General features: G+C 36.2%; 30 protein-coding genes and 1 pseudogene. 27 read left to right on the top strand and 4 right to left on the bottom strand.

What is annotated here, in order from left to right; translation table 11 throughout:
• Nucleotides 1-23: 23 nt before the first annotated feature.
• The 14 genes from dacF (at nucleotide 24) to NST14_RS20285 (ending at nucleotide 10,646) form a co-directional block, all read left to right on the top strand.
• Nucleotides 24-1,214 (top strand): serine-type D-Ala-D-Ala carboxypeptidase DacF, encoded by a 1,191-nt coding sequence (dacF, locus tag NST14_RS20350; protein WP_000831986.1) that lies wholly within the window; start codon nucleotides 24-26, stop codon nucleotides 1,212-1,214.
• Nucleotides 1,215-1,384: 170 nt separating this feature from the next.
• Nucleotides 1,385-1,735, top strand: coding sequence for an anti-sigma F factor antagonist (gene spoIIAA, locus NST14_RS20345; RefSeq protein WP_000059133.1), 351 nt, complete (start codon nucleotides 1,385-1,387; stop codon nucleotides 1,733-1,735).
• The gene (gene spoIIAB, locus NST14_RS20340) at nucleotides 1,736-2,176 is read left to right on the top strand and encodes an anti-sigma F factor (RefSeq protein ID WP_001243400.1); all 441 of its coding nucleotides are present in this window, start codon (nucleotides 1,736-1,738) and stop codon (nucleotides 2,174-2,176) included.
• A 12-nt stretch (nucleotides 2,177-2,188) separates the two neighbouring features.
• Nucleotides 2,189-2,947 carry an RNA polymerase sporulation sigma factor SigF gene (gene sigF, locus NST14_RS20335; protein ID WP_000350729.1) on the top strand — a complete coding sequence of 253 codons (759 nt, stop codon included), beginning with the start codon at nucleotides 2,189-2,191 and terminating at the stop codon, nucleotides 2,945-2,947.
• 137 nt (nucleotides 2,948-3,084) lie between these two features.
• Nucleotides 3,085-4,611: a sodium-dependent transporter gene (locus NST14_RS20330; RefSeq protein WP_000450064.1), complete on the top strand. Its 1,527-nt coding sequence runs from the start codon at nucleotides 3,085-3,087 to the stop codon at nucleotides 4,609-4,611.
• Nucleotides 4,611-4,709, top strand: coding sequence for a methionine/alanine import family NSS transporter small subunit (locus tag NST14_RS20325; RefSeq protein WP_000016826.1), 99 nt, complete (start codon nucleotides 4,611-4,613; stop codon nucleotides 4,707-4,709). The genes NST14_RS20330 and NST14_RS20325 overlap by 1 nt, the downstream gene beginning before the upstream one ends.
• A gap of 116 nt (nucleotides 4,710-4,825) precedes the next feature.
• Complete coding sequence (gene spoVAA, locus NST14_RS20320) at nucleotides 4,826-5,446, top strand: stage V sporulation protein SpoVAA (RefSeq protein WP_000438355.1); 621 nt, start codon at nucleotides 4,826-4,828, stop codon at nucleotides 5,444-5,446.
• The gene (gene spoVAB, locus NST14_RS20315; protein ID WP_000572932.1) at nucleotides 5,439-5,855 is read left to right on the top strand and encodes a stage V sporulation protein SpoVAB; all 417 of its coding nucleotides are present in this window, start codon (nucleotides 5,439-5,441) and stop codon (nucleotides 5,853-5,855) included. Before spoVAA ends, spoVAB begins: the two co-directional genes overlap by 8 nt.
• A 14-nt stretch (nucleotides 5,856-5,869) precedes the next feature.
• Nucleotides 5,870-6,328 (top strand): stage V sporulation protein AC, encoded by a 459-nt coding sequence (gene spoVAC, locus NST14_RS20310; protein WP_000147735.1) that lies wholly within the window; start codon nucleotides 5,870-5,872, stop codon nucleotides 6,326-6,328.
• 13 nt (nucleotides 6,329-6,341) lie between these two features.
• Nucleotides 6,342-7,358, top strand: a complete 1,017-nt coding sequence (spoVAD, locus tag NST14_RS20305; RefSeq protein ID WP_001241148.1) for a stage V sporulation protein AD — start codon at nucleotides 6,342-6,344, stop codon at nucleotides 7,356-7,358.
• Nucleotides 7,359-7,361: 3 nt separating this feature from the next.
• Nucleotides 7,362-7,712: a stage V sporulation protein AE gene (spoVAE, locus tag NST14_RS20300; RefSeq protein ID WP_000384637.1), complete on the top strand. Its 351-nt coding sequence runs from the start codon at nucleotides 7,362-7,364 to the stop codon at nucleotides 7,710-7,712.
• Nucleotides 7,713-7,717: 5 nt separating this feature from the next.
• Nucleotides 7,718-8,287, top strand: a complete 570-nt coding sequence (locus NST14_RS20295; protein WP_001254415.1) for a stage V sporulation protein AE — start codon at nucleotides 7,718-7,720, stop codon at nucleotides 8,285-8,287.
• The gene (gene spoVAF, locus NST14_RS20290; protein WP_000165582.1) at nucleotides 8,274-9,746 is read left to right on the top strand and encodes a spore germination protein SpoVAF; all 1,473 of its coding nucleotides are present in this window, start codon (nucleotides 8,274-8,276) and stop codon (nucleotides 9,744-9,746) included. The genes NST14_RS20295 and spoVAF overlap by 14 nt, the downstream gene beginning before the upstream one ends.
• 96 nt (nucleotides 9,747-9,842) lie before the next feature.
• On the top strand, nucleotides 9,843-10,646 hold the full coding sequence (locus tag NST14_RS20285; protein ID WP_001998169.1) for a Cof-type HAD-IIB family hydrolase: 804 nt from the start codon (nucleotides 9,843-9,845) through the stop codon (nucleotides 10,644-10,646).
• A 30-nt stretch (nucleotides 10,647-10,676) separates the two neighbouring features.
• On the opposite strand, the gene NST14_RS20280 is transcribed toward NST14_RS20285, so the two are convergent.
• Complete coding sequence (locus NST14_RS20280) at nucleotides 10,677-11,543, bottom strand: DUF1002 domain-containing protein (protein WP_000850502.1); 867 nt, start codon at nucleotides 11,541-11,543, stop codon at nucleotides 10,677-10,679.
• Nucleotides 11,544-11,730: 187 nt separating this feature from the next.
• On the opposite strand from NST14_RS20280, the gene NST14_RS20275 reads away from it, so the two are divergent.
• The 3 genes and pseudogenes from NST14_RS20275 (at nucleotide 11,731) to ribT (ending at nucleotide 13,000) form a co-directional block, all read left to right on the top strand.
• The gene (locus NST14_RS20275; RefSeq protein WP_000853792.1) at nucleotides 11,731-12,168 is read left to right on the top strand and encodes a peptidylprolyl isomerase; all 438 of its coding nucleotides are present in this window, start codon (nucleotides 11,731-11,733) and stop codon (nucleotides 12,166-12,168) included.
• Nucleotides 12,169-12,381: 213 nt separating this feature from the next.
• Nucleotides 12,382-12,563, top strand: a pseudogene (locus NST14_RS20270) (hypothetical protein).
• A 68-nt stretch (nucleotides 12,564-12,631) separates the two neighbouring features.
• On the top strand, nucleotides 12,632-13,000 hold the full coding sequence (ribT, locus tag NST14_RS20265) for a GNAT family N-acetyltransferase RibT (RefSeq protein WP_000908397.1): 369 nt from the start codon (nucleotides 12,632-12,634) through the stop codon (nucleotides 12,998-13,000).
• A 20-nt stretch (nucleotides 13,001-13,020) separates the two neighbouring features.
• Here ribT and NST14_RS20260 read toward each other — a convergent pair whose 3' ends face one another.
• Together NST14_RS20260 and NST14_RS20255 are read right to left on the bottom strand one after the other, a co-directional pair.
• On the bottom strand, nucleotides 13,021-13,539 hold the full coding sequence (locus NST14_RS20260; protein WP_000283587.1) for a DUF309 domain-containing protein: 519 nt from the start codon (nucleotides 13,537-13,539) through the stop codon (nucleotides 13,021-13,023).
• A 98-nt stretch (nucleotides 13,540-13,637) separates the two neighbouring features.
• Complete coding sequence (locus NST14_RS20255; protein WP_000510194.1) at nucleotides 13,638-13,733, bottom strand: YjcZ family sporulation protein; 96 nt, start codon at nucleotides 13,731-13,733, stop codon at nucleotides 13,638-13,640.
• Nucleotides 13,734-13,902: 169 nt separating this feature from the next.
• Between NST14_RS20255 and scpA the strand changes: the two genes are divergently transcribed.
• The 6 genes from scpA to NST14_RS20225 all read left to right on the top strand — a co-directional run bounded on the left by scpA (nucleotide 13,903) and on the right by NST14_RS20225 (nucleotide 19,164).
• The gene (gene scpA / locus NST14_RS20250) at nucleotides 13,903-14,646 is read left to right on the top strand and encodes a segregation/condensation protein A (RefSeq protein ID WP_001199760.1); all 744 of its coding nucleotides are present in this window, start codon (nucleotides 13,903-13,905) and stop codon (nucleotides 14,644-14,646) included.
• Between the two features lie 158 nt (nucleotides 14,647-14,804).
• The gene (scpB, locus tag NST14_RS20245; RefSeq protein ID WP_000376222.1) at nucleotides 14,805-15,377 is read left to right on the top strand and encodes a segregation/condensation protein ScpB; all 573 of its coding nucleotides are present in this window, start codon (nucleotides 14,805-14,807) and stop codon (nucleotides 15,375-15,377) included.
• A 79-nt stretch (nucleotides 15,378-15,456) separates the two neighbouring features.
• Nucleotides 15,457-16,359 (top strand): ComEC/Rec2 family competence protein, encoded by a 903-nt coding sequence (locus NST14_RS20240; protein ID WP_001214090.1) that lies wholly within the window; start codon nucleotides 15,457-15,459, stop codon nucleotides 16,357-16,359.
• Nucleotides 16,360-16,567: 208 nt separating this feature from the next.
• Nucleotides 16,568-17,710: an N-acetylglucosamine-6-phosphate deacetylase gene (gene nagA / locus NST14_RS20235; RefSeq protein WP_001983978.1), complete on the top strand. Its 1,143-nt coding sequence runs from the start codon at nucleotides 16,568-16,570 to the stop codon at nucleotides 17,708-17,710.
• Nucleotides 17,711-17,714: 4 nt separating this feature from the next.
• Nucleotides 17,715-18,503: a glucosamine-6-phosphate deaminase gene (nagB, locus tag NST14_RS20230; protein ID WP_001024206.1), complete on the top strand. Its 789-nt coding sequence runs from the start codon at nucleotides 17,715-17,717 to the stop codon at nucleotides 18,501-18,503.
• Nucleotides 18,433-19,164, top strand: a complete 732-nt coding sequence (locus NST14_RS20225) for a GntR family transcriptional regulator (protein WP_012644586.1) — start codon at nucleotides 18,433-18,435, stop codon at nucleotides 19,162-19,164. Before nagB ends, NST14_RS20225 begins: the two co-directional genes overlap by 71 nt.
• 70 nt (nucleotides 19,165-19,234) lie before the next feature.
• Here the strand turns inward: NST14_RS20225 and NST14_RS20220 are convergent, their stop codons facing one another.
• Entirely contained in the window at nucleotides 19,235-20,041 is an 807-nt protein-coding gene (locus NST14_RS20220; protein WP_000594236.1) for a Cof-type HAD-IIB family hydrolase, read from the bottom strand.
• Nucleotides 20,042-20,206: 165 nt separating this feature from the next.
• Here NST14_RS20220 and glcT point away from each other — a divergent pair, with 165 nt between their 5' ends.
• The 4 genes from glcT (at nucleotide 20,207) to ptsP (ending at nucleotide 25,570) form a co-directional block, all read left to right on the top strand.
• A complete protein-coding gene (gene glcT, locus NST14_RS20215; RefSeq protein WP_000073863.1) occupies nucleotides 20,207-21,055 on the top strand; it encodes a glucose PTS transporter transcription antiterminator GlcT in 849 nt (282 codons plus the stop codon).
• 339 nt (nucleotides 21,056-21,394) lie between these two features.
• Entirely contained in the window at nucleotides 21,395-23,458 is a 2,064-nt protein-coding gene (ptsG, locus tag NST14_RS20210) for a PTS glucose transporter subunit IIABC (protein ID WP_048557607.1), read from the top strand.
• 136 nt (nucleotides 23,459-23,594) lie between these two features.
• Nucleotides 23,595-23,858: a phosphocarrier protein HPr gene (gene ptsH / locus NST14_RS20205; RefSeq protein ID WP_000411079.1), complete on the top strand. Its 264-nt coding sequence runs from the start codon at nucleotides 23,595-23,597 to the stop codon at nucleotides 23,856-23,858.
• Nucleotides 23,858-25,570: a phosphoenolpyruvate--protein phosphotransferase gene (gene ptsP / locus NST14_RS20200; RefSeq protein ID WP_000174221.1), complete on the top strand. Its 1,713-nt coding sequence runs from the start codon at nucleotides 23,858-23,860 to the stop codon at nucleotides 25,568-25,570. Before ptsH ends, ptsP begins: the two co-directional genes overlap by 1 nt.
• Nucleotides 25,571-25,599: the final 29 nt, after the last annotated feature.

Below are 25,599 nucleotides of genomic sequence, written 5' to 3'. Positions count from 1 at the left end.
TGATATAGAATGGAGGGTTAGTCATGAAGCGAGTTTTTGGAATACTTGTTTGTTTCATGTTATTGCTTTCTGGTACTTCAGTTAGTTTCGCACAATCTGAGAAGACGAAGCAGGATAAAACAGAAGAAACAACGCCGAAGTTAGCAGAACAAGCGTCGTCAGCAATCGTAATTGAACAAGATACAGGTAAAGTTTTGTTTGATAAAAATCCAAATGAGAAATTACCGCCTGCTAGTATGACGAAGATTATGACAATGCTATTAATTATGGAACAAGTTGAAAAAGGAAAACTAAAACTGACCGATAAAGTGAGAGCAAGTGAGCATGCAGCTTCAATGGGTGGATCACAAATCTTTTTAGAGCCTGGAGAAGAGATGACCGTAAATGAAATGCTAAAGGGTATTGCAATTGCATCTGGAAATGATGCGTCTGTTGCAGTAGCAGAGCATATCGCTGGTTCAGAAGAAGGTTTTGTAAATATGATGAACAAAAAAGCGAAAGATTTAGGACTGAAAAATACTCATTTTCAAAATCCGACAGGTCTTCCGGCTAAAGATCATTATTCCACAGCAAATGATATGGCTATAATGGCGAAAGAATTGATGAAGTACCCACTTATTCGCAAATACACAGGAAAATACGAAGACTATTTACGTGAAGATACGGATAAGAAGTTTTGGCTCGTTAATACGAATAAGTTAGTGCGTTTTTATCCTGGAGTAGATGGTGTAAAAACGGGCTTTACGACAGAAGCAAAATATTGTTTAACAGCATCGGCTGAAAAGAATGGGATGCGTGTTATTTCAGTTGTTATGGGAGCACCTACATCGAAAGAACGGAACAATCAAGTAACGAAGCTTCTTGACTACGCATTTGGTCAATATATGACAAAGAAATTGTATACACGAGGCGAAAAAATTAAGACTGTCCAAGTAGGAAAAGGGAAAAAAGAAAAAGTAGATTTAGTTGCGTCAGATAATGTATCTCTTCTTATGAAGAAGGGCGAAAATATGGACAAGGTAAAGCAAGAAGTAATTGCTGAAAAGAAAGTGAAAGCGCCGATTAAAAAGGGCGATGCGCTTGGTACACTTGTTATAAAAAAAGATCAAGATGTTTTATTAAAACAAACAATTGTAGCAAAAGAAGATGTTGCTGCAGCGAGCTGGTGGGAGTTATTTAAAAGAAGTTTTGGGATGTTTTCAACATCAAAATAGCGGCAAATATTTTGCCGCTTTTCTATTCGTATGTAAGTAAATAATTGCTGAATGGTTTCACTTTATGGCGAAATAGTTCTTCTTTTGTCAGTAGGAAGGATTCTTATGTTGTATCACGAAAATCTTTATGTATGTAAATGAGTAAAGTTTGAGCATAAGGAGGAAATCGTGTGAGTCTTTCCATGCAATTAGAAGTAAAACGTGACGTCCTATGTGTGAGGCTAGCGGGTGAATTAGATCATCATACTGCTGAAGAGTTGCGAACGAAAGTAACAGATATGATTGAGACACATGGTGTTCATCATATTGTTTTGAGCCTAGAGAACTTATCGTTTATGGATAGTTCTGGTTTAGGTGTTATATTAGGCCGATATAAGCATGTAAAGGGATTAGGTGGAGAAATGGTTGTTTGTGCAATTTCACCGCCTGTTAAACGTTTATTTGAAATGTCGGGCTTATTTAAAATTGTTCGCTTAGAAGAAAGTGAAGCGCATGCGCTCGCGACGTTGGGGGTGGCATAAATGAGAAATGAAATGAACCTTCAATTTTCAGCGTTAAGTCAAAATGAATCGTTCGCTCGCGTTACAGTAGCTGCTTTCATTGCACAACTAGATCCTACGATGGAAGAACTTACAGAGATTAAAACAGTTGTGTCAGAAGCGGTTACGAATGCAATTATTCATGGGTACGAAGGAAATGCAGAAGGTGTTGTTTATATTTCTGTAATTTTGGAAGAAGCAATGGTGAAACTCACGATTCGAGATGAAGGGATTGGTATCTTTAATTTAGATGAAGCGAGACAACCCCTTTTTACAACTAAACCTGAATTAGAGCGTTCCGGAATGGGATTTACTATCATGGAAAATTTTATGGATGAAGTAGAAGTTATTTCAAACGAATCTTTCGGGACAACAATCCATTTGACAAAATACTTATCAAATAGTAACGCTCTATGCAATTAAGGAGAATAGCCTATGGACATAGAGGTCAAAAATGAGAAGAAGAAACCTCAGTTAAAGGACCACGAGCTAAAAGCGTTAATTCAAAAAAGTCAAGATGGAGATCAACAAGCAAGAGATACAATTGTTCAAAGTAATATGCGTCTCGTATGGTCGGTTGTGCAACGTTTTCTTAATCGCGGATACGAACCAGACGATTTGTTTCAAATTGGATGTATTGGACTCTTAAAATCGGTAGATAAATTTGATTTATCTTTCGACGTGAAATTTTCAACATATGCAGTTCCCATGATTATTGGCGAAATACAACGATTTTTACGTGATGATGGATCAGTGAAAGTAAGTAGGTCTTTAAAAGAAACAGGAAACAAAATTCGAAAGATGAGAGATGAGCTTTCGAAAGAATTCGGAAGGGCTCCAACGATTAATGAAGTAGCTGAAGCGTTAGAACTAACGCCAGAGGAAGTGGTTCTGGCGCAAGAAGCAAGTCGTGCCCCTTCATCCATACATGAAACGGTGTATGAAAACGACGGAGATCCAATTACTATTTTAGATCAAATTGCAGATCAATCTGAAACGAAATGGTTTGATAAAATTGCTTTAAAAGAAGCAATTAGAGAATTAGATGAGAGAGAGCGTTTAATTGTATATTTACGCTATTATAAAGACCAAACTCAATCAGAAGTAGCAGAGCGAATAGGTATTTCGCAAGTGCAAGTTTCAAGACTTGAAAAGAAAATATTAAAACAGATGAAAGATCGAATAGATGAATAGTTATCTATTCGATCTTTTTTTATGACTTTAATAGGAGGAGATTGTAAACTTTCTTAAAAATTAACAGAATTTATTGATAATTTAGTAAATTTAAAATATAATCCAATTATGAACTTGTCACAAAGGGGGAAGGAAATATGGAAACGAGGCAACAATGGGGAACGAGGGCTGGATTCATTTTTGCAGCGGTCGGCTCTGCCGTTGGATTAGGAAACATATGGCGTTTTCCTTATACGGCGTATGAAAATGGGGGAGGCGCATTCTTTTTACCGTACTTATTCGCATTATTAACGACTGGTATTTCATTATTGGCGTTTGAATTTGCTCTTGGGCACCGTCACCGTGGTTCAGCACCACTTACGTTCTTCCGTATTCATCCGCGTGCTGAATTTATCGGTTGGTGGCAAATGTGTGTAACATTTATCGTTTCAACATATTATGCAGTAATTATTGCTTGGTCTATTTCATATACGTATTTTGCAATTACTGGCGCATGGGGGAAAGATACGGAATCATTTTTATTTAAAGAGTATTTACATGTTGCAGATAAACCGGGACAGTTTGGAGGGCTCGTACCGGAAGTATTAATTCCACTAGCTCTCGTTTGGATTATTGTGCTTGGTGTTGCTTTTAAAGGAGTTAAAAAAGGAATCGAAGTTGTGAACCGTATTTTCATCCCTTTACTAGTTGTTATGTTCCTTATTATCGTAGTTCGTGCAGTGACGATGGAAGGTGCAATGCAAGGATTAGATGCATTCTTTAAACCAGATTGGAGTCGTATTTTTGACGGAAAAGTATGGCTTGCTGCTTACGGTCAAATCTTCTTTAGCTTATCTTTAGCATTTGGAATTATGATTACGTATTCTAGTTATTTACCGAAAAACTCAGATACAACAAATAATGCCTTTATTACTGGATTTGCAAACTCAGGATTTGAATTATTAGCAGGGATTGGGGTCTTTGCGGCTCTTGGATTTATGGCAAATAATATGGGAGTACCAGTTGATAAAGTGGCAAGTGCTGGTGTAGGGCTTGCGTTCGTAGTATTCCCGCAAATTATTAATGAATTACCGATGTCACCTTTATTTGGCGTATTATTTTTCTTATCATTAACGGTTGCCGGAATTACATCCCTCATCTCGCTTGCGGAAGTATGTTTTGCTGCTGTATCTGAAAAGTTCAGCTTAAGTCGCCAAAAAACAATTGGAATTATGGGGACGCTTCTCGTACTCGTTTCTCTCGTTTTTGCGACACGTGGCGGGCTTATGTTCCTAGATGTTGTGGATTACTTCGCTAATAACTTCGGATTAATTACAATTGCTCTAGCGGAAGTAGTTACGATAGGACTCATTTTACGTCGTTTACCAGTTTATCAAAATCACGCAAACTTCGTATCTGATATTAAGTTAGGGACGTTTTGGAGAGTGAGTTTACTCGTTATTACTCCGCTTATGTTAGGGTACATGTTAATTGATGGTACAATCCAAAATATTAAAAAGAACTATGGAGGTTACCCAACGGAGTTTGTCGTAACATATGGTTGGTCAATTGCAGCAGCGTTCCTTATCATTGCGCTAATCATTAGTTTAAAGAAATGGAATGCACAAATACATTCAGATTCTGCTAAGCTTGAAAAAGAATGGAAAGATCGAGGTGTTTCATAATGAGTGGATCAGCGATTATGATGATGGTTATTGGAATAGTAGTCATTTGGGGAGGGCTCGCATTAAGCATTGCAAATTTATTTAAGAAAAAAGCATAAACTAAAAAACATCTGTACCGAAATGGTACAGATGTTTTTTTATGAAAAAATTGTATTAGAAAAAAATTGAATAACCATACTACAACTACGAGGAAGAGTGAAGAGGTGAATGGAAATTGGAACAAACAATTTATATTAAAATGCGTAATCGATTAAAAGTTTCTCCTACGTATGAAGTAAAGCTGGGAGATGTTGCTCAACTTGCCGGAGATGCTGCAGTAGTTCAGTCGTTACAGGATGAGGTAATTTATAAAATTACAGCGCGTGATAAAACGCATGTTGTAATTGATGTTATGAAAATAATTGAGATTATTAGGCGAAAAACCGCTCATATACAAATTAATTTACTCGGTTCTGGACAAACTCTTGTTGAAATTATATATGAAAAAAAGAAAGTACATCCGATTTTTTTCGGACTTGTATGGTTGTTACTTTTCATTGGAGCAGCTCTTGCCATCATATATTTTCATGAAGATGTAAGCATGCAACAAGTGCACCAACGATTATATTACATGATTACGGGAGAATTTAAGGCGCAACCACTTTTATTTCAAATTCCTTATTCATTAGGTCTTGGGCTAGGCATGGTTTTATTTTTTAATCATGTATTTCAAAAGCGTATTAATGAAGAGCCGAGTCCGTTAGAAGTGGAGATGTTCCAATACCAGCAATCACTTGACCAATATGTAATTGTTCATGAAAACAAGGATAATATGAAACAACTTACCGATGATTGAGTCTGGATTCGTTATTTTAATTGCTTTAGCAGGAGGAATTGCTGTAGGTAGCGGATATGTTGCGTTTTTAGCTGTACTTGGTATAATCCCTCGTCTAGCTCAATTAACGAGAAGTGGAAAGCACATTCAATATTTTGAGTGGGCAGTTATTGCAGGTACATTAACAGGAGCTTGGTGTAGTTTGAAAAACATTACATTTCAAACATCGCAATATTGGCTTGTTATATTAGGAATATTTTGTGGTACATTCATTGGAATGCTCGCTGCCGCATTAACGGAAGTGTTAAATGTTCTACCTATTTTAGCGAAACGAGTAGGGGTAGAGGGGAAGATTGTTGTTTTACTCGTTGCTCTTGTACTTGGAAAAGTAATAGGCTCGTTGTTTCACTGGATTTATTTCGTAAAGTAGGAGGCAATATATAAATGACAGGGCGAAAACTAAAGGACGATTACGTAAATAAAGTGAAGGAATACCATCCGAAGCCAAATTATTTTATAAATTGTGTTAAGGCATTTTTTGTAGGTGGATTCATTTGTACAATCGGAGAAGTATTGATGAAATTTTATATACATTATTTTCATTTTAGTGAACAAGAGGCAGGGAATCCAACAGTCGCAACTCTTGTACTATTATCGGCGATTTTAACAGGTTGTGGTGTATATGATAAAATCGGTCAATTTGCTGGAGCAGGTTCGGCCGTACCTGTTACGGGATTTGCGAATTCTATGGCAAGTGCTGCGCTAGAGCATAAGAGTGAAGGAATTGTACTTGGGGTTGCTACAAACATGTTTAAGCTAGCGGGAAGTGTAATCGTTTTTGGTGTTGTCGGTGCGTACATTATTGGGTTAATAAGATATACTTTTAAAATTTTTATGTCTTAAAGGAGGGGCTAGTATGAGGTTGACAGGAAAACAAACGTGGGTATTTCAAAATGATATTTATGTGAATGCAACCGGTACTGCCGTCGGTCCAAAAGAAGCTGAAGGCCCTCTTGGAAAGGAATTTGATATTTCATATGATGATTTACATTGCGGAGAGGAAAACTGGGAGCTTGCGGAACGAAGATTAATGTCAGATTCTATTCAACAAGTCATGCAAAAAGCAAATGTAGAAACATCACAAATTGATTTCTTTTTAGCGGGTGACTTATTAAATCAAACAGTAACAGCAAATTACGTTGCGCGTAAGTGGGGAATTCCCTTTTTAGGCATGTTTAGTGCTTGTGCGACCTCGATGGAGACTTTAGCGGTCGGATCAGCCTTTATAGATGGCGGATTCGCAAATCGTGTTTTAGCGACGGTAAGTAGTCATAATGCAACAGCTGAAAGACAGTTTCGTTATCCAACAGAGTATGGGGGACAAAAACCAGGAACAGCAAATTCCACTGTTACAGGTGCGGGATCCATATTAATTAGTAAAGAAAAAAGTGCCATTAAAATCAAGGCGGCTACGATTGGAAAAGTGCAAGATTTAGGAATTGCGAACCCTTTAGATATGGGATCGGCGATGGCACCTGCTGCAGCTCATACAATTCAGCAACATTTTGAGGATTTGAAGAGAAGTGCAGCCGATTACGATTTGATTGTTACCGGTGATTTATCAGCTATTGGGACACCAATTGCGAAACAACTGTTACTGGAAGAAGGTTATGATATTGGGCATATATATAACGATTGCGGATTAATGATTTATGATCCCGGTCAAGAAGAAGTATTTGCTGGTGGTAGTGGTTGTGCTTGTTCAGCTGTTGTCACATATGGTCATTTATTAAGCGAGATGCAAAAAGGGAATTTACAACGAATTTTTGTCGTTGCTACTGGTGCGTTATTAAGCCCGATGATGATGCAGCAAAAAGAAACAATTCCAACAATTGCACATGGTGTCGTATTTGAGAGAGTGAAGGGAGAGTGAATTGTGGATTATATATATGCATTTCTTGTAGGAGGCGCTATTTGTGTAGTTGGGCAAGTATTGTTAGATTTCGCAAAGTTAACACCAGCCCATTTAATGGCTACCTTTGTAGTGATAGGAGCAGTTTTAGATGGATTCGGATTGTACGATAAGCTTATAAAGTTTGCTGGTGCTGGGGCGACAGTTCCTATTACAAGTTTTGGACATTCCCTATTACACGGGGCAATGCATGCTGCAGAGAAACACGGATATATAGGGATTGGTATGGGTATGTTTAGTTTAACGTCTGCAGGTATTTCAGCAGCAATATTATTTTCATTTTTTGTAGCACTTATATGTAAACCGAAAGGATAAATCAAATGAGACGAAGGGTTGTTTTGGTCACAGATGGAGATGAATATGCAAAGCGAACAATTGAGCTTTTAACGAAGGAATTTGGGGGAAGGTGTATTTCAGCATCACAAAGTAATCCAACCAAATTGACAGGGAAGAAAGTTGTTGAGCTTATTATGCAAACGCCATATGACCCTGTATTTGTCATGTTTGATGACAGTGGATTTATTGGAGAAGGATCTGGTGAAAAAGCTTTAAAATATGTAGCCACGCATAAACAAATTGATGTACTTGGGATTTTGGCAGTAGCGTCTAATACACACCATTGGGAATGGGCACGTGTAGATGTAAGTGTAGATCGGAACGGGAATTTAACGGAATATGGTGTTGATAAATTTGGACTTCCAGATGGTGAAATTGGCAGAATTAGCGGAGATACAATTTATTGTTTAGATGATTTGAATGTTCCCGTCATTGTTGGTGTGGGTGATATTGGTAAGATGTGTGGAAACGATGAATGGGAGAGAGGCTCACCAATTACGAAAAAAGCAATTCAGTTAATTTTGGAAAGGAGTGGATTTTATGACGAAGCCTAAAAAAATAGATATTCCGATTTCAACTTTCATAAGTGACAATGAAAATTATTTAAAACAAACGGCTGGATTAGGCGTCACATTTGATGTTGGTATTCGTAAATTTCAAATTTTGAATAAAGAAATTGCAGTGTTATTCGTAAATGGACTTTGTGATACAAATTATATTATTCCTATTTTAGAAGAAGCTGTGGATACGAATGAAATAAGGGATGTTGAAGAAGATACTGTAAAGCTTTTAGAGAATCGTTTAATTCATCAGCAAGTAAGTAAAGTGAAAACGATGGATGAAGTAATGCTTCAAGCGTTATCAGGGCTTATTGTTATATTTGTGGAAGGCGAAACAGAAGCGTTCGTGATAGATGTTCGTAGCTATCCAGGACGAACACCGACAGAGCCAGATACTGAAAAAGTAGTACGCGGTGCGAGGGATGGATTTGTTGAAAATATCGTTGTAAATACAGCGTTAATTCGTAGAAGAATTCGAGATCCACGTCTTCGAAATGAAATTATTCGAGTAGGGGATCGATCGCAAACGGATATTTGTATTACATATGTACAAGATGTTGCAAATCCAGATTTAGTAAAGATTATAAAACAAGAATTAAATAACATCGATGTCGATGGCATTACGATGGCGGATAAAACAGTGGAAGAATTTGTTGTAAAGCAAAGCTATAATCCATTCCCGCTTATTCGATATACAGAAAGACCGGATGTAGCAGCAAATCATTTATTAGAAGGACATGTTCTAGTACTAGTTGATACATCACCGAGTGCTATGATTACGCCAACAACATATTTTCATCATTTACAGCATGCAGAAGAGTTTAGACAAAATCCAGCTGTCGGAACATTTTTACGTTGGGTACGCTTTTTAGGTGTTTTATTCTCCTTGTTTTTACTACCGTTTTGGTTAGTGTTTGTATTTGATCCAACTCTTTTACCAGAAAATCTTGCTTTTATTGGACCGACTAAGATGACACATTTACCAATTTTATTACAGGTGATAATGGCAGAAGTAGGACTTGAATTTTTAAGGATGGCAGCCATTCATACTCCAACGCCGTTATCGTCAGCAGCAGGATTAATTTCTGCCATATTAATTGGTCAAATAGCAATCGATGTAGGTTTGTTTGTACCAGAAGTTATTTTGTATGTAGCAGTTTCTATGATCGGTGCTTATGCAACACCGAGCTATGAATTAGGGCTAGGGAATAAGGTTGGAAAATTATTTGTTATTATTTTAACAGGTCTCTTCCATGAGATGGGCTTTGTAATTGGTATGACGATATTGATTTTATTTTTAACGTCTATAAAAAGTTTGCAAACCCCTTATTTATGGCCGTTTTTACCATTTGATTGGGGCGCATTAACAAAAATTCTACTCCGTCCGACGATGTCTAGTTTAAAAGTACGACCAAGTATTGTAAGACCTCAAAATGTAAAAAGACAAAAATAAACGGGATTATACACCCGTTTATTTTTTTAGCAAAAATTTATTGTTTTTTAACAAAAATCAAACATTTTTTGTGTACACTTAGAGTAGATATTGTGTATGGAAGGGGAAGAGGACATGATTAAATTATTTGTAAGTGATTTAGACGACACGCTCGTTTACGATGTAAATCATATGCAAAAAGAAGATGAACGTGCAATTTGTTGGTTAGCTGAAAAAGGGACAAATATTTGTTTTGCCTCAGGCCGCTTTACTCATCGAATTGATGAAGTCGTAAATAGGTTTGAATTCCCATATTACACAACTGGCTTAAATGGAGCGACAATGTTACTTCCGGATGGGAATTTGTTTTATGAATCGAGTTTTGAAAATACGGTTGCCCAGGAAATATATCGATATATACATAAAAAAGGACTAGCGGATATTGTTTGTGCAAATGAGCAGCGATATACAAAAAGGAAGAATGAACATCACCATAATTTTGAAGCGTATATGGGCGTGCATATCGCTGAAATTGAAGCGTTAGAAGAGGAATTTGGTAAAACTGTACATCCTGCGAAATTGTTTGTTTTTGGGGAAGAAGAGACAATTGAAGCATTAGATCAAGAATTACGAGATACATTTCAGAATGAAGCGGAAGTTTTTATGTCTGGTAAACGCTATGTTGACATTATGCCAAGGGGAGTAAGTAAAGGGAGTGCTTTAAGACGACTAATGGAACATTTGCAAATTGAAGCAAATGAAGTTGCATGCATTGGAGATTCTTTCAATGATATTTCTATGTTTGAAGTAACCCCGCATTCATTTACTCTGCACCATGCTCATCCATATGTGAAGGAGAAAGCGAATCATATTGTTCGTTCGGTTGAAGAAGCTATTATGAAATTGCCGTTACTTGTATAAAAAAGAAGCTCGCTACTAGCGAGCTTCTTTTTACTTGAATAACGATTTAACAAAATCAATGATACTTGAGAAGAAATCTTTCACTTTATCTAGGAAACTTTGCCCTTCTTCAGATCCTAAAAAGGCAGAAACGTGTTCTTTTGCTTTATTTAACTGACTGCCAACTTGATTCCAATCAATGTTAAGATTTTTCATTTTATCAAATAGAGCAACTAAGTTATCTAACTGTTCATCCGTTAATGTAATACCAAGTTGATCCGCAATTTTTTTAATTAATGAACGTAAATCTTCAGTCGTTTTTGGCTGCTCTTTCGCAATTTCTTCTTTAATTTTCGCAACAAGTTGAACTGCTTTTTCTTCACCAATTTTATCGCCGAGCTGGGATGTTTGCACCATTTCTTCATTGGCTACTTTTTTTACTTCCTCAGGAATTGCTTTGTTTGATGTTGTCTCATAGGCTTTCATTAAACCAGTTAAAGCAGCAGTTCCAGAAACTTTAAATGGTGCAGTAATTTGAATTTCTGCATCTTTCACACCTGCTGTAATAAGTGCGTTTGTGTACATTGCATCTGTTATTGAATTAATGTTTTTTGAACGTACAATGAGACCAGAACCTGGCTTTGTGTATGTGATCATAGAAGAGGAAATTGCTCTCGTACCAATTTGCGCTTTTGGAACAATCCCTTCTAGAAATTTATGTTCTTCCGCATTAGACACAGTAATAATTGTAGCATCTTTTGGTGCTTTCATTTCTTTTAACAGATCTTGTTTTTGTTGTTCAGACAAGTTTTCTCCTAGTGTAACAATTGATTCTCCTTCGATGATGTCTGCAAACGAAGCTGTTGGCATAATAAATACTGCTACAGCTAATAGCAGAGCTAGTAATTTCGTTTTCACGAAAAATCGCTCCCTTTCTCTTTCTAAAATTTTCGGGCAACACAGTTATTATAGTATATATTTCTTATTTGTCACCTAGCTTTTTCCACATTTCAAAAAAGAAGTATGTAGATTGTCGGATTCTTTTTGTTTCTAGTCATGAATGTGGTAATATAGTGCTGAGATAGTTGAAAGGAGACATATACGTATGAAAACTTTAGGATACATAGTAATGGAAAATGGTGAAAAAATCGATTTGGAATTTTTCCCAGAAGAGGCACCAAAAACAGTAGAAAACTTTAAAAAACTAGCAGAGCAAGGATTTTATGATGGTGTGACATTCCACCGCGTTATTCCTGGCTTCGTAAGCCAAGGTGGAGACCCAACAGGAACAGGTGCGGGTGGCCCAGGTTACTCTATCCCATGTGAAACTGATGGAAATCCTCATAGACACCTTGTAGGATCACTTTCTATGGCTCATGCTGGCCGTAACACAGGCGGTAGCCAATTCTTTATCGTTCATGAGCCACAGCCACACTTAGATGGTGTACATACTGTATTCGGTAAAGTAACAAGCGGTATTGAAACAGTATTAAACATGCGTCAAGGTGATGTAATGAAAGAAGTTAAAGTTTGGGAAGAATAAGTGAATGAGAAAAGAGAGCTATTGCTCTCTTTTTTTAATAGGAATGGGTATTTCGTTTACGGTACATGATACAAGTAGTAATGTGATTGTAGTGAAAATAAGTCGCTTATGAGAACAAAATATTAACAAATTACATAGAATACATTAGATTACACATTTCAATAAAAGTTGTTTATTACATTCATTTTGCTAGAATTCATCTGCTCTAAGGTGATGAATAGTGAAGTGATAATGAGCGGTGGATGTTTTTTTCACTTTCATATAACAGTGTTTCTTCTTTTATCTACTTAACAAAAATAGTAATGAAACGTATATTTGACTTTCTTCTTTTCGCTTTGTATGATTATCAAGTTGTTTTAAGCTCTTCTCACTCTGTTGAAAATATTGTAAAATGAATGTGATATGAAAAGAGTGATTGAGGGGATTTAATAGTTTGTAACTTTTGTAAGAAGGGATAAGGGTTATGTTAATTCGTTTTAAAAAAAGTTATGAAAAGATTGCAATGGGGCTTCTTTCATTTATGCCAACTGAAAAAGATGTGAAAACATTACAATTGACTATGAAAGATTATGAAGCAAAGGATGATTGGCAATTGTATTTGTGGAAACAAAACGAAGATTTTGTTGGGATAATGGGGATTGTAAAAAAAGAGAATCAAGTTTTGGAAATTCAGCATTTGAGTGTGAATCCATCTCACCGTCATATGGGTATTGGGACGAAGATGGTTCAAGAGTTAAAGAGTAAATTTCTTGAATTTACAATTTGCGGAAATGAGCAAACAGCAAGTTTTTGCAAAAAGTGTAAAGGGCTTGAACAAAATATACATTCGTGAAAGCAGAGATAAGTAGTTTATTATCTCTGCTTTCTTTTTTGTAATTGTTCGTTTCGTTCAGCGATGACTTCTGTTCGATCACGTAATGTATGCTTATGTATTATAAATTCATTAGAAGTAGCATTCACGTCTTTCCAAGGAAGGTTTTGTTTCTGACATAATTCTATGCAGTACTTTTCTAATGTTGTATCCGACAATGGTAAAAATAACGGTGTAAAACTTTCTTTTTTCTGGATAGATTGCAATTTATATTTGAGTAAGAACAGAAGTTGTGCCTCATTTATTCCTAAACGAAGTAAATGTGCACTGTTTTTTTCTAAAATCGTTATGGCGCTTTTCATCATCTTCTCTGCGCCATTCCAGTTAGAGCGTCTGTGATGGTATAAAGAAACTGCAATTTGAATGAGGCCGACTAAATAATGATCCCGGTTTCCTCTCGGTTTTGTTTTCCAATATTCTTCCAGTATTTCGTGGCATTCAAAATAATCATAATCTCCGTGAAAATGAATTAAAAACTGTATGTATTCCGTAGGATACATTTTCTTCGCCCCTATCTAACGGTTATAAGTATAAGTTTATCATAGAAATATGAACAATAAACGACTAGGGAATTTCTCCCTAGTCGTTATTGTTCATATTAGCAGAAGCAAGCTGCCCCTACAATAATGAGTAAAATAAACAATACAACAAGTAATGCGAACCCACCGCTAAAACCACAATCAACGTGACCCATAGTTTTTTGACCTCCTACATTGTTCTTACTACACTGTTATCATATGAAGTGGTGGGCATGATGCCATAGGCATAGGTCTATTTTTAATTAAATTTCTTAAAAAGGTTGGATAGAACATGAGTATGCTCTATACTTATGTTGTTATAGAAAAAATGTGGTGGGATGCTTTGTGCAGTATAATTTTAAAGTAGAGGCTTTTGAAGGGCCTTTAGATTTATTGTTACATTTAATACATCGTTATGAAATTGATATATATAATATTCCTGTAGCGGAAATTACAGAGCAATATTTATCTTATGTTCATACGATGAAAGAACTACAATTAGATGTTGCAAGTGAGTATTTAGTAATGGCTGCAACGTTATTACAAATTAAAAGTAAAATGTTGTTGCCGAAACATGAAGAAGATGTACTTGATAACGGTGATGACTTTATAGATGATCCTCGTCAAGAATTGATGGAGAGGTTAATTGAATATAAGAAATATAAGCAAGTTGCTACTGAACTAAAAGAAAGAGAACAAGAAAGAGCACAGCTATATACACGTCCGCCAATTGATTTTACATCGTTGCAACAAGAAGAGGAGACAAGCTTGCCTCTTGATGTTACGTTATATGATATGCTAGCGGCATTTCAAAAATTAATGCGCCGTAAAAAAGCAAAGAAACCTGTGACAACACGTATTACTCGTCAAGAAATACCAATTGAACAGCGTATGACGGATATTTTAAAGCTGTTAGAAATACAAGGTGGTCGTCAAAGTTTTTATGATTTGTTTGTTGATGATGAACGGGAAATAATGGTTGTAACATTTTTAGCGGTTCTTGAGCTTATGAAAAATCAACAAATCGTAATTGAACAAGAACATAATTTTGATGAAATTTTCGTATCAAGCTATACTAAATCTGCATAGAGTTAGTATGGAAAATGGGATAGAAATAGTATATCTCATGCTAGGTTTGAATGTATCGTTTGGAACAAGAGAAAAAATATTGAACCGAACGCATTGATTGTGATTCGGTTTTTTGATGTGTATTTTTATGGAGAAAATAGGAGGAAGGAGCTCGTAAGATGGATAGAACAGAACAGAAATCAATCATTGAAGGGCTTTTATTTGTTTCTGGTGATGAAGGGATTTCTCCTGAACAAATAGCAAAAGTCCTTGAAATTGAAGGAAACGAAGTAATCGATATTTTAGAAGAAATGCAAAAAGAATGTGAAGGTGCACACCGAGGTTTGCAAATTGTACAGTATGCAAAAGTATATCGTTTTGCTACAAAGAAAGAACATGCGTCGTACTATCAAAAACTAATAGATATCCCAACAGCTGCTTCACTCTCTCAGGCTGCGCTAGAAACGTTAGCAATTGTTGCATATCGTCAACCCATTACAAGAACAGAAATGGAAGAGATTAGAGGAGTAAAAACTGATAAGGCGTTACAAACGTTAGTATCACACTTACTTATAAAAGAAATGGGAAGAGCAGAAGGACCTGGGCGTCCGATTTTATATGGAACGACGAAAGAATTTTTAGACACATTTGGATTAAAAACATTAGATGATTTACCTCCGCTTTCTGAAGAAAACGAACAAATGAATGAAGCGGATTTATTCTTTGGTTCTTTACAAGAGATATCGAAATAAAAGCTTAGCATTTTGCTAAGCTTTTTTTTGTATATCAATTATATACCGTGCCATACTAATTGAAAAAAGGAGACGAGTTATGAGAGGTATACGAAGTATTTTATTATTAGTTTCTGTTTTGTTATGCTTTTCTTTAAATAGTGCATCGGCAAAAAGGTATATGATGTCTATTCATACCGCGTCTCCTTTACATATGCAGCGGCAACATTTTGGTAAAATGAAAGTGAGTTTCTTAAAAGTTGGGCAAGGTGATGCAACACTTATTATATTGCCAAATGGACAAACGATGTTAATTGATGGAGGACCTTATGAAGCTGGTGAGGTTATCATCCAAAAGCTAATTGAAAAAGGAATTAACCATTTAGATGCTATCGTCAGTACTCATCCTGATATGGATCATATTGGAGGGCTCATTCCGATTGTAGAGCAAATGCCGGTATCACTTATATTAGATAGTGGAAAAACATATAGTTCTCTTACTTATCATACGTATCGAAATCATATAAAGAAAAGGGGAATCCCTTTCATTTCAGTAAAAGAGGGCCAATACATACCGCTAGATCCGCATGTTTCCATACAAGTATTAAACAATGGGAAGTCCAAAGATGAAAATAATGAATCTTCAATTGTATTAAAGGTTCGGTATGGTAAGGCAGATTTTTTACTAATGGGTGATGCTGATGTGCGGACGGAAACTGAAATATTAAAGCAATTTGATGTACATGCAGATGTGCTAAAGGTGGGACATCATGGCTCATATACTTCAACAAGTGAAAGGTTTATAAAGAAGGTAGAACCACAGTTCGCGATTCTTTCTTATGGTAGCAAAAATCCGTATGGGCATCCGCATCAAAGTGTAGTGAGACGATTAAAACGGCGTGGTATAATGATGTATGGAACAAATAGACGTACGGTAGAAATGGAAACAGACGGCGAACATATTACAATAGGGTCTAGCGGATTAATGCCATTACTTAAGTGATTCATACGTTAGATGATATAGTTCCTTTTTGGAAAAAATGAATAACATATATTATAATTGCGAGAGACGTACTAAGCTTCCTTTTTGTTAAGCAAAGAGGAAATTTCATTAGAATGTATAGACAACTACTCGTGCATATATTAAGATGGAATTAGGCGAATAAGGTAATAATAACAAGTAGGTATTTCATGGGAAAGGATCGATGAAAATGAAAACGCAAGTTGTCATCAATGCCAAAATTTATACAGGTCAAGAAGTAGTAGAAAACGGATTTATTCGTTACGCAGAAACAATTAAAGAAATTGGTTTGATGGCTCAATATGTATCACAAGAAAATGAAACTGTTTTAGATGCGGCAGGGAAAATTGTGATTCCAGGTATGATTGATGTTCATATTCATGGTGGATACGATATTGATGCGATGGATGCAAATAGCGATGGGTTAGTAACTCTAGGGAAAGAAATGTTAAAAGAAGGAGTTACAACTTACTTCCCAACAACAATGACACAAGCTCCAGAAGCAATTGAAGCAGCACTACATGCTGCGAAGGAAGCGAAAGAAAAAGGAGCGCATTTCGAATATATTCACTTAGAAGGACCGTATGTTTCAAAAAAACGTGCAGGTGCACAACCACTTGAACATATTGTTCCTGCGAATATTGAACAATTTAAACAATGGCAGGAAGCAAGCGGAAATTTAATTAAATTAGTAACATACGCACCTGAAGAAGAAGGAGCGTTAGAGTTTGAGCAGTATCTTGCTGAAACTGGTGTTGTCGGCACAATGGGGCATACAGATGCAATTGATGCGCAACTAAAAAATAGAAACATTACACATGCAACGCATTTATACAATCAAATGCGTGGATTACATCACCGTGAACCAGGAGTTGTTGGTCATGTGTTATTAAATCCAGATGTAATGGTTGAAGTAATTACAGATGGTATTCACATTCACCCAGATATGGTGAAATTAGCATATAAATTAAAAGGACCGAAAAAAGTAAGTGTTATTACTGACGCAATGCGTGCAAAAGGTCTTGAAGATGGATTATATGAGCTTGGCGGACAGCCAGTACATGTAAAAGATGGTAGTGCTCGATTAGAAGATGGAACGTTAGCTGGTAGTATTCTAAAAATGGATCAAGCTTTCCGAAATGTAATTGAATTTACAGGTTGTTCAATCGAAGATGCAGTACTAATGACATCAGTGAACCAAGCAGAAGAGTTTGGATTAAATAATAAAGGTGCATTAGCGGTAGGAAAAGATGCAGACTTTGTTGTGATGAATGAAGATTTACATGTATATGATACGGTTCGTTTAGGAATTCATATGAAGGAAGGGAAGTAATGAAATGAATATTCTTGTTGTAAAAACTCCAGAAGAACTAGCAGAAGCAGGTTATAAATTAATTGAAGAAGTTGTAAAAACAAAAGAAAATCCAACATTAGGAATGGCTACAGGAAGCTCTCCATTAGGTATTTATGCAGAAATGCGAAAAAATAAACTTGATACAAGCCGTGTAACCACTGTAAACTTAGATGAGTACGTAAATTTACCACATGAAGATAAAAACAGCTATCACTATTTCATGCAAGAACAGTTGTTTGATCATCTTCCATTTAAACAAACTTATGTACCAAACGGGATGGCAAGTGATTTAGAGGAAGAGTGCAAACGTTACGAGGGCATTCTAGCTGCTAACCCAGTTGACCTACAGATTCTTGGAATCGGTGAAAACGGTCACATCGGATTTAACGAACCAGGAACACCGTTTAATTCTCCAACAAACATTGTTGAATTAACAGAATCTACACGCCAAGCAAACCTTCGCTTCTTCGAAAAAGAAGAAGATGTGCCAACTCATGCAATTACAATGGGAATTGGAAGCATTATGAAAGCGAAACAAATTCTACTTGTTGCTATGGGTTCTAAAAAGGCAGAAGCTGTTAAAGAATTATTGCAAGGTGCATATAGTGAAGCGTGTCCTGCTACAGTTTTACAACGTCATCCGAATGTAACCGTAATCGCTGATCAAGAAGCTCTATCTTTATGCAGTGAGGCGATTGCTGATGAACATCGACAAGTATTCACCATTTCCGATCTATTATCAGATTCAAGAGTGGGTGAAACAGCTAATTGAGGACGGCGAATGGAAGCCGGGAGATAAAATCCCATCTGAGAATGAACTTTGCGATAAGTTCGAAGTGAGTCGTATGACAATCAGACAGGCGATTAATAATTTAGTGGAACAAGGTTATTTATATCGGAAACGTGGAATCGGTACGTTTGTCCAACTTCCGAAAGTGGAACAAAAACTGCAAGGAATGACAGGATTCACGGAAGATATGATTTCTCGTGGGATGAACCCAAGTAGTCAATTATTAAGTTTCCGCCTAGTTCCAGCTACTGTGAAAATAGCAGACCGGCTGAGAATACAGGAGGGAGAGTCGGTTTATGAAGTGAGGCGTATTCGCTTAGCTGACGATGAACCGATTGCTTTTGAGACGACATATTTGTCGCCAGCTCTTGTAAAAGATATTAACGAAGAAATATTGCAACAATCTTTATATGAACATTTAGAGAAAAAACTGGGCTTCAAACTTGTTAGCGCTACTCAATCAATTGAAGCTTCAATTGCAACGGATAATGAAGCGGAACATCTGCATATTCCTAAAAAGGCGCCAGTGCTTGTCATGCGTCAATGGTCATATTCAGAAGGTGAAGTACCGTTAGAGTATGTGAAATGTATTTATCGTGGAGATCGTTATAAGTTTATTACAAACATCGCACGTAACAAATAATATATTTCAGTTTGTGAAGTACAGTAAATGTCAAATTGTTTAACATGTAAAGAAAAAATACGACTCATCCTTACAAGGAGTGAGTCGTATTTTTATTATGAGCAATTACGTGGTTAACAGCTTCTTTAACTGTATTTACTACATAGTGAGCGTGTTCTTTTACTGCGTCATCTGCTTGAGCCATAGCAAAACTGTGAGGAGTTAGAGCAAACATTGGAATATCATTATAAGAATCCCCTATGCAAGCAACTTCCTCTGGTTGTAATTGAAACTCTTTTAATAAAACAGAAATAGCAGAACCTTTACTAATATTAGGTGGCATTACATCTAAGCATTGTTCTGCTGAAATGAACGTACTAACTTTTCCATGAAATTTTTCATCAATTTTTTTCTGAAGGAGTTGTAAGCTCTCCTTTGTGCCACCGACAGAAATTTTATTCGGGAAAATTGTATCATCTATTTTCTGTAATAAATTTGGTTCTTCGACAGAAGTCATCGTTACTTGTTGCTCAAGTTCGTGAATAAACGGTGTTTTTTCTTCAATGTAGTAATTATGTTCATCACTAACATAACGGAAATAAGGATCTTCATTCGTCATGTGTAACAATTCAGGAAGAATGCTGGAATCAAAAGTTGCAGATAATAGCTGCTTATTTTCATTTGTATATACAAAAACACCATTAACACTAATGCGGTGGAAATTTGTATTTACAGCTTTCATTAAGTCTGCAATTTCATTATCAAGTCGGCCAGAAGCGAAACAAAGAATCACATTTTGTTCAGCAAGACTACGAAGTGCTACAATATCCTGTTCGTCAATTAAACCTCCGTGTTGCATCATTGTACCGTCGATATCACTTACAAACATTTTAATCATGTTGTTATCTCCTTTCTATGTACAGTTGCTCTTACATTATACGCATCATATATAAACATGTCTAAAAAATGAATTTTTATGAAATGGTAGATGTTTTACATTGACGACAAAGAAGAATATTCTGTAACATAAAAGCAGGCTATTTAAGTACGAGGGTGGTGTTATATGAGTAATTATCTAGAAATTAAAAAAGTTTTAAATAATAATGTCATCATTGCTAGCCATCCTGAACATGAGGAAGTAGTAGTGATTGGTAAAGGAATTGGATTTGGGAAAAAAGCGAAAGATGTATTGGAGCAAGAACAAATTGAAAAAATGTTTGTTCTAAAAAATGAACGTGATCGTGAACAATACAAACTGCTAGTTCCACATGTGAGTGAAAAATTAATTGAATTAATGAATGATATTATGTTCTATATTCAAGAAAAAGCAAAATCCCCATTGAATGAACATATTCATATCGCTTTAACAGATCATATTTCTTTTGCAATTAAGCGTTTAAAACAAGGGTTTACAATTGATAATCCTTTTTTAGTTGAAACGAAAATGCTCTATCCAGAGGAATATAAAATTGCTGAAGGTGTTGTAAACCTTTTAAATTCTCGTTTGCAAATTACATTGCCAGAAGGAGAAATCGGGTTTATTGCACTGCATATTTACAGTTCACTTACAAATTCAGATTTATCTTCAGTTAATCAAAACTCCCGTCTCATCGCACAGCTTGTATCTTTAATTGAGACGAACTTACAAATTACATTAGACCAAGAAAGTATTCACTATTTACGCCTTATTCGTCATCTTCAATATGCTATTGAGAGGGTGAAAAAAGGAGAAAAAGTAGAGGAATCGCAAAGTTTTGCTGATTTATTAAAGGCGGAATATCCTGTCTGTTATAATTTAGCTTGGAAGCTAGTTAAGGTTATGCAAAAAGAATTGCAACTTCCTGTTTATGAAGCAGAGAGTATATATTTAACGATGCACCTGCAGCGCTTAGTGAAGGCAGAGCATGTGTAAAATGACATATATTTTTGTCGAAAATGAAAACGTTAAAAAAAATCATTGAATCGCTTACAATAGTTATGTATAATAACTATTGCAAAGTTATACAAATTTCGACAAACACATTAAGGTATAAAACGAAAACGTTTGCCTTAATTATAGTGAACTTATACGTAAACCTATTTTTGACACGTGTTACTGATTCGATCAGGCATGAGTGGAGAAAAGTAAGGAATGTAAGCTAGAGAAAGGGATATACTACCCTTTGTATAGCTATCGTTCTATCTTTTTTTCCTCATGCCTTTTTGGCGTTTGTCGGAAGGTATCAATATAGATAAGAGAGGAAGGGTTTCCATGTTTAAGAAGATCTTTGGTGTTCTTCAAAAAGTCGGAAAAGCGCTTATGCTTCCAGTAGCGATTTTACCGGCAGCAGGTATTTTACTTGGATTTGGTAATGCATTTCAAAATCCACAGTTAACAAATGTTATTCCTGCTTTAAAAGCAGATTGGTTCGTAATGGTAGCAAAAATTATGGAACAATCTGGTGATATTATTTTCGCTAACCTTGCATTACTATTCGCAGTTGGGGTAGCAATTGGCTTAGCTGGTGGAGACGGAGTAGCTGGTTTAGCAGCATTCGTTGGCTACTTAATTATGAACAAAACGATGAGTGTGTTCTTAGAAGTAGATAAGCTAGTGAAAGTAACAAGTTCTGGAGCAGACCCAGTAAAAGTTGGATTTGCAGATCCAGCGTATGCAAACGTATTAGGAATTCCAACGCTACAAACTGGAGTGTTTGGTGGTATTATCGTCGGGATAGTAGCGGCATATTGCTATAATAAATACTTCAACATTGAATTACCATCATACTTAGGTTTCTTTGCAGGTAAGCGTTTCGTACCGATCGCAACTGCAACATTCTCTTTAATAGTAGGTATTATCATGTGCTTCGTTTGGCCATACATTCAAGGTGGCTTAAACACGTTCTCACATCAAATGATTGATGCAAATAGAACGTTAGCAGCATTTATTTTCGGTTTAATTGAACGTTCACTAATTCCATTTGGATTACATCACATTTTCTATTCACCGTTCTGGTTCGAATTCGGTCAGTATACAAATGCGGCTGGCGAATTAATTCGTGGTGACCAAAAAATCTTTATGGCACAGTTAAAAGACGGTGTAGAATTAACAGCAGGTACATTTACAACTGGTAAGTATCCGTTCATGATGTTCGGTCTTCCAGCGGCAGCTTTAGCAATGTACCATGAAGCACGTCCAGAAAATAAAAAATTAGCAGCTGGTATTTTAGGTTCTGCTGCATTAACATCTTTCTTAACAGGTATTACAGAGCCACTTGAATTTTCATTCTTATTCGTAGCACCAGTATTATTCGGAATTCACGCTGTATTCGCTGGTCTATCATTTATGACAATGCAAATTTTAGGTGTTAAAATTGGTATGACATTCTCTGGTGGTTTAATCGACTTCCTATTATTCGGTGTGCTACCAGGCCGTACGGCATGGTGGTGGGTAATTATTGTTGGTCTTGTACTAGCGGTTATTTACTACTTCGGATTCCGATTTGCAATCCGTAAATGGGATTTAAAAACACCTGGCCGTGAAGTTGCAAATGGGAATGAAGGTACAGGAAAAGCAGAAGCTGGTGAACTTCCTCGTGAAGTATTAGTAGCACTTGGTGGTAAAGAAAACATTGCTTCTTTAGACGCTTGTATTACTCGTTTACGTGTTCAAGTTAACGAACAAAAGAATGTAAATAAAGATCGCTTGAAAGAACTTGGAGCAGCTGGTGTACTTGAAGTTGGAAATAACATTCAAGCTATTTTTGGACCGAAATCTGACACATTAAAATCACAAATTCATGATATTATGTCAGGTCGTACACCTCATGTTGAAAAAGCAGAGCCTGTAAAAGTAGAAGAAGCTCCTCAAAAAGTTGATGAAAACGAAACAATCGTTTCACCAATTGAAGGGAAAATCCTACCTATTACAGAAGTGCCGGATCAAGTATTCTCAGGAAAAATGATGGGAGATGGATTTGCAATTGAGCCAACAGAAGGAACAGTAGTTTCTCCAGTTAATGGTGAAATTGTCAACGTATTCCCTACAAAGCATGCAATTGGTATTCAATCTGAAGGTGGAAAAGAAATTTTAATCCACTTTGGTATTGATACTGTAAAATTAAATGGTGAAGGTTTTGAAGCACTTGTAGCGCAAGGTGACAAAGTGAAACAAGGACAACCATTATTAAAAGTAGATCTTGCATTTGTAAAAGAAAATGCACCATCTATCATTACACCAATTGTATTTACGAATTTACAGCAAGGGCAGCAAGTCGAATTGAAAAAAGATGGAAATGTTAAGAAGGGCGAAAACGCTATTATTGACATTCAGTAGGAATTTGACGCAAAATGTTTATAATTATAATAGGTGATGTGGTTGACCGAACATCGCCTATTATATACAATAGATGATGTAGTACTCACGTCTATACAACTAAAAAAATACTGTAATTTAAAGGAGATAAATTATCATGGAAAAAATCTTTAAAGTAACTAGCGACTCAGGAATTCATGCTCGTCCAGCAACTCTACTTGTAAACACTGCAAGCAAATTTGGTTCTGACATTAACTTAGAGTATAACGGAAAGAACGTTAACTTAAAATCAATCATGGGCGTTATGTCTTTAGGTATTCAACAAGGCGCGGAAATTAAAATCACTGCAAATGGTGATGATGCAGCTCAAGCACTAGCAGCTATCGAAGAAACTATGAAAAACGAAGGATTAGGAGAATAATGACTCTTAACATTCAAGGGATCGCTGCATCAAGTGGGATTGCTATTGCAAAGGCTTTCAGACTTGAAAATCCTGAATTTAACATCGAAAAGAAATCAATTACAAACGAAGCTGCAGAAATTGCACGCTTAGAAGCTGCGCTTGAGAAAGCAAAAACTGAATTAGAAGCTATTAAAGACCACGCTTTTGCTGAGCTAGGTGCTGACAAAGCTGCGATCTTTGAAGCACATTTATTAGTGTTAAATGATCCAGAACTAGTAAACCCAGTAAAAGATAAAGTAAATAGTGAAAAAGTAAATGCTGAATTTGCAATGGATGAAGTTGCATCAATGTTTATTTCTATGTTTGAAAACATGGATAACGAATATATGAAAGAACGTGCTGCGGACATTCGTGACGTAACAAAACGTGTTCTTGCACATTTACTAGGCATTAACTTCTCAAATCCTGGTACAATTTCTGAAGAAGTAATCATTATTGCTGAAGATTTAACACCATCTGATACAGCTCAGTTAAACCGTAAGTATGCAAAAGGTTTTACAACTGATATCGGTGGACGTACATCTCACTCTGCAATTATGGCTCGCTCTATGGAAATTCCAGCTGTTGTTGGTACGAAAGTTGTTATGGAGAAAATCCAAAACGGCGATATCGTAATCATCGATGGTTTAGATGGAGAAGTAATTGTTAATCCATCAGAAGAAACTCTTCGCTCGTTTGAAGAAAAGAAAGCGAAATTTGAAGAGCAAAAAGCTGAATGGGCAAAATTAAAAGATCAAGCTACTGTAACAAGTGATGGACATCACGTTGAGCTTGTTGCAAATATCGGAACACCAAATGATGTACAAGGTATTATCGATAATGGCGGAGAAGGCGTTGGTTTATACCGTACAGAATTCTTATACATGGGCCGTGACAATCTTCCAACAGAAGAAGAGCAGTTCGAAGCGTATAAAGCAGTTCTTGAAGGTGTAAAAGAAGGTCAACCTGTTGTTGTTCGTACACTTGACATCGGTGGAGATAAAGAGCTTCCATACTTACATTTACCAAAAGAAATGAACCCATTCTTAGGATACCGTGCAATTCGCTTATGTCTTGATGAGCAAGATGTGTTCCGTACACAACTTCGTGCATTACTTCGTGCTAGCGTATACGGTAACTTAAAAATTATGTTCCCAATGATTGCAACTCTTGATGAGTTCCGTCAAGCGAAAGCGATCTTATTAGAAGAGAAAGCAAAACTTGTAGAAGCGGGTACAACTGTTTCTGATTCTATTGAAGTTGGTATGATGGTTGAAATCCCAGCTTCAGCAGTATTAGCAGATCAATTTGCAAAAGAAGTTGATTTCTTCTCTATCGGAACAAACGACTTAATTCAATACACAATGGCTGCAGACCGTATGAACGAACAAGTATCTTACTTATACCAACCATATAACCCATCTATTTTACGTCTTGTAAAAATGGTTATCGATGCTGCTCATAAAGAAGGCAAATGGGCTGGTATGTGTGGTGAGATGGCGGGAGATTCACTTGCGATCCCATTATTATTAGGATTAGGTTTAGATGAGTTCAGTATGAGTGCAACATCTATTCTTCCTGCAAGAACACAACTAAGCAAGTTGTCAAAAGCAGAAATGGAAACATTAGCAGAAAAAGCATTAATGATGTCAACTGCTGAAGAAGTTGTTGAACTAGTTAAAAGTATATAATCAATAAAAAAACCTGAGTCGATTTGAAA

This window comes from Bacillus sp. FSL W8-0519 (assembly GCF_038005585.1).
Classification (GTDB): domain Bacteria; phylum Bacillota; class Bacilli; order Bacillales; family Bacillaceae_G; genus Bacillus_A; species Bacillus_A paranthracis.
This window is presented reverse-complemented; position numbering and strand designations above follow the sequence as displayed.

Bases quoted from the DNA above. Each gene is read 5' to 3' on its own strand.
- dacF (WP_000831986.1), top strand. From the start codon at position 24: ATGAAGCGAGTTTTTGGAATACTTGTTTGTTTCATGTTATTGCTTTCT.
- spoIIAB (WP_001243400.1), top strand. From the start codon at position 1,736: ATGAGAAATGAAATGAACCTTCAATTTTCAGCGTTAAGTCAAAATGAA.
- sigF (WP_000350729.1), top strand. From the start codon at position 2,189: ATGGACATAGAGGTCAAAAATGAGAAGAAGAAACCTCAGTTAAAGGAC.
- NST14_RS20330 (WP_000450064.1), top strand. From the start codon at position 3,085: ATGGAAACGAGGCAACAATGGGGAACGAGGGCTGGATTCATTTTTGCA.
- NST14_RS20325 (WP_000016826.1), top strand. From the start codon at position 4,611: ATGAGTGGATCAGCGATTATGATGATGGTTATTGGAATAGTAGTCATT.
- spoVAB (WP_000572932.1), top strand. From the start codon at position 5,439: ATGATTGAGTCTGGATTCGTTATTTTAATTGCTTTAGCAGGAGGAATT.
- spoVAC (WP_000147735.1), top strand. From the start codon at position 5,870: ATGACAGGGCGAAAACTAAAGGACGATTACGTAAATAAAGTGAAGGAA.
- spoVAD (WP_001241148.1), top strand. From the start codon at position 6,342: ATGAGGTTGACAGGAAAACAAACGTGGGTATTTCAAAATGATATTTAT.
- NST14_RS20295 (WP_001254415.1), top strand. From the start codon at position 7,718: ATGAGACGAAGGGTTGTTTTGGTCACAGATGGAGATGAATATGCAAAG.
- spoVAF (WP_000165582.1), top strand. From the start codon at position 8,274: ATGACGAAGCCTAAAAAAATAGATATTCCGATTTCAACTTTCATAAGT.
- NST14_RS20285 (WP_001998169.1), top strand. From the start codon at position 9,843: ATGGAAGGGGAAGAGGACATGATTAAATTATTTGTAAGTGATTTAGAC.
- NST14_RS20275 (WP_000853792.1), top strand. From the start codon at position 11,731: ATGAAAACTTTAGGATACATAGTAATGGAAAATGGTGAAAAAATCGAT.
- ribT (WP_000908397.1), top strand. From the start codon at position 12,632: ATGTTAATTCGTTTTAAAAAAAGTTATGAAAAGATTGCAATGGGGCTT.
- NST14_RS20260 (WP_000283587.1), bottom strand. From the start codon at position 13,539: ATGTATCCTACGGAATACATACAGTTTTTAATTCATTTTCACGGAGAT.
- NST14_RS20255 (WP_000510194.1), bottom strand. From the start codon at position 13,733: ATGGGTCACGTTGATTGTGGTTTTAGCGGTGGGTTCGCATTACTTGTT.
- scpB (WP_000376222.1), top strand. From the start codon at position 14,805: ATGGATAGAACAGAACAGAAATCAATCATTGAAGGGCTTTTATTTGTT.
- NST14_RS20240 (WP_001214090.1), top strand. From the start codon at position 15,457: ATGAGAGGTATACGAAGTATTTTATTATTAGTTTCTGTTTTGTTATGC.
- nagA (WP_001983978.1), top strand. From the start codon at position 16,568: ATGAAAACGCAAGTTGTCATCAATGCCAAAATTTATACAGGTCAAGAA.
- nagB (WP_001024206.1), top strand. From the start codon at position 17,715: ATGAATATTCTTGTTGTAAAAACTCCAGAAGAACTAGCAGAAGCAGGT.
- NST14_RS20225 (WP_012644586.1), top strand. From the start codon at position 18,433: ATGAACATCGACAAGTATTCACCATTTCCGATCTATTATCAGATTCAA.
- NST14_RS20220 (WP_000594236.1), bottom strand. From the start codon at position 20,041: ATGATTAAAATGTTTGTAAGTGATATCGACGGTACAATGATGCAACAC.
- glcT (WP_000073863.1), top strand. From the start codon at position 20,207: ATGAGTAATTATCTAGAAATTAAAAAAGTTTTAAATAATAATGTCATC.
- ptsG (WP_048557607.1), top strand. From the start codon at position 21,395: ATGTTTAAGAAGATCTTTGGTGTTCTTCAAAAAGTCGGAAAAGCGCTT.
- ptsH (WP_000411079.1), top strand. From the start codon at position 23,595: ATGGAAAAAATCTTTAAAGTAACTAGCGACTCAGGAATTCATGCTCGT.
- ptsP (WP_000174221.1), top strand. From the start codon at position 23,858: ATGACTCTTAACATTCAAGGGATCGCTGCATCAAGTGGGATTGCTATT.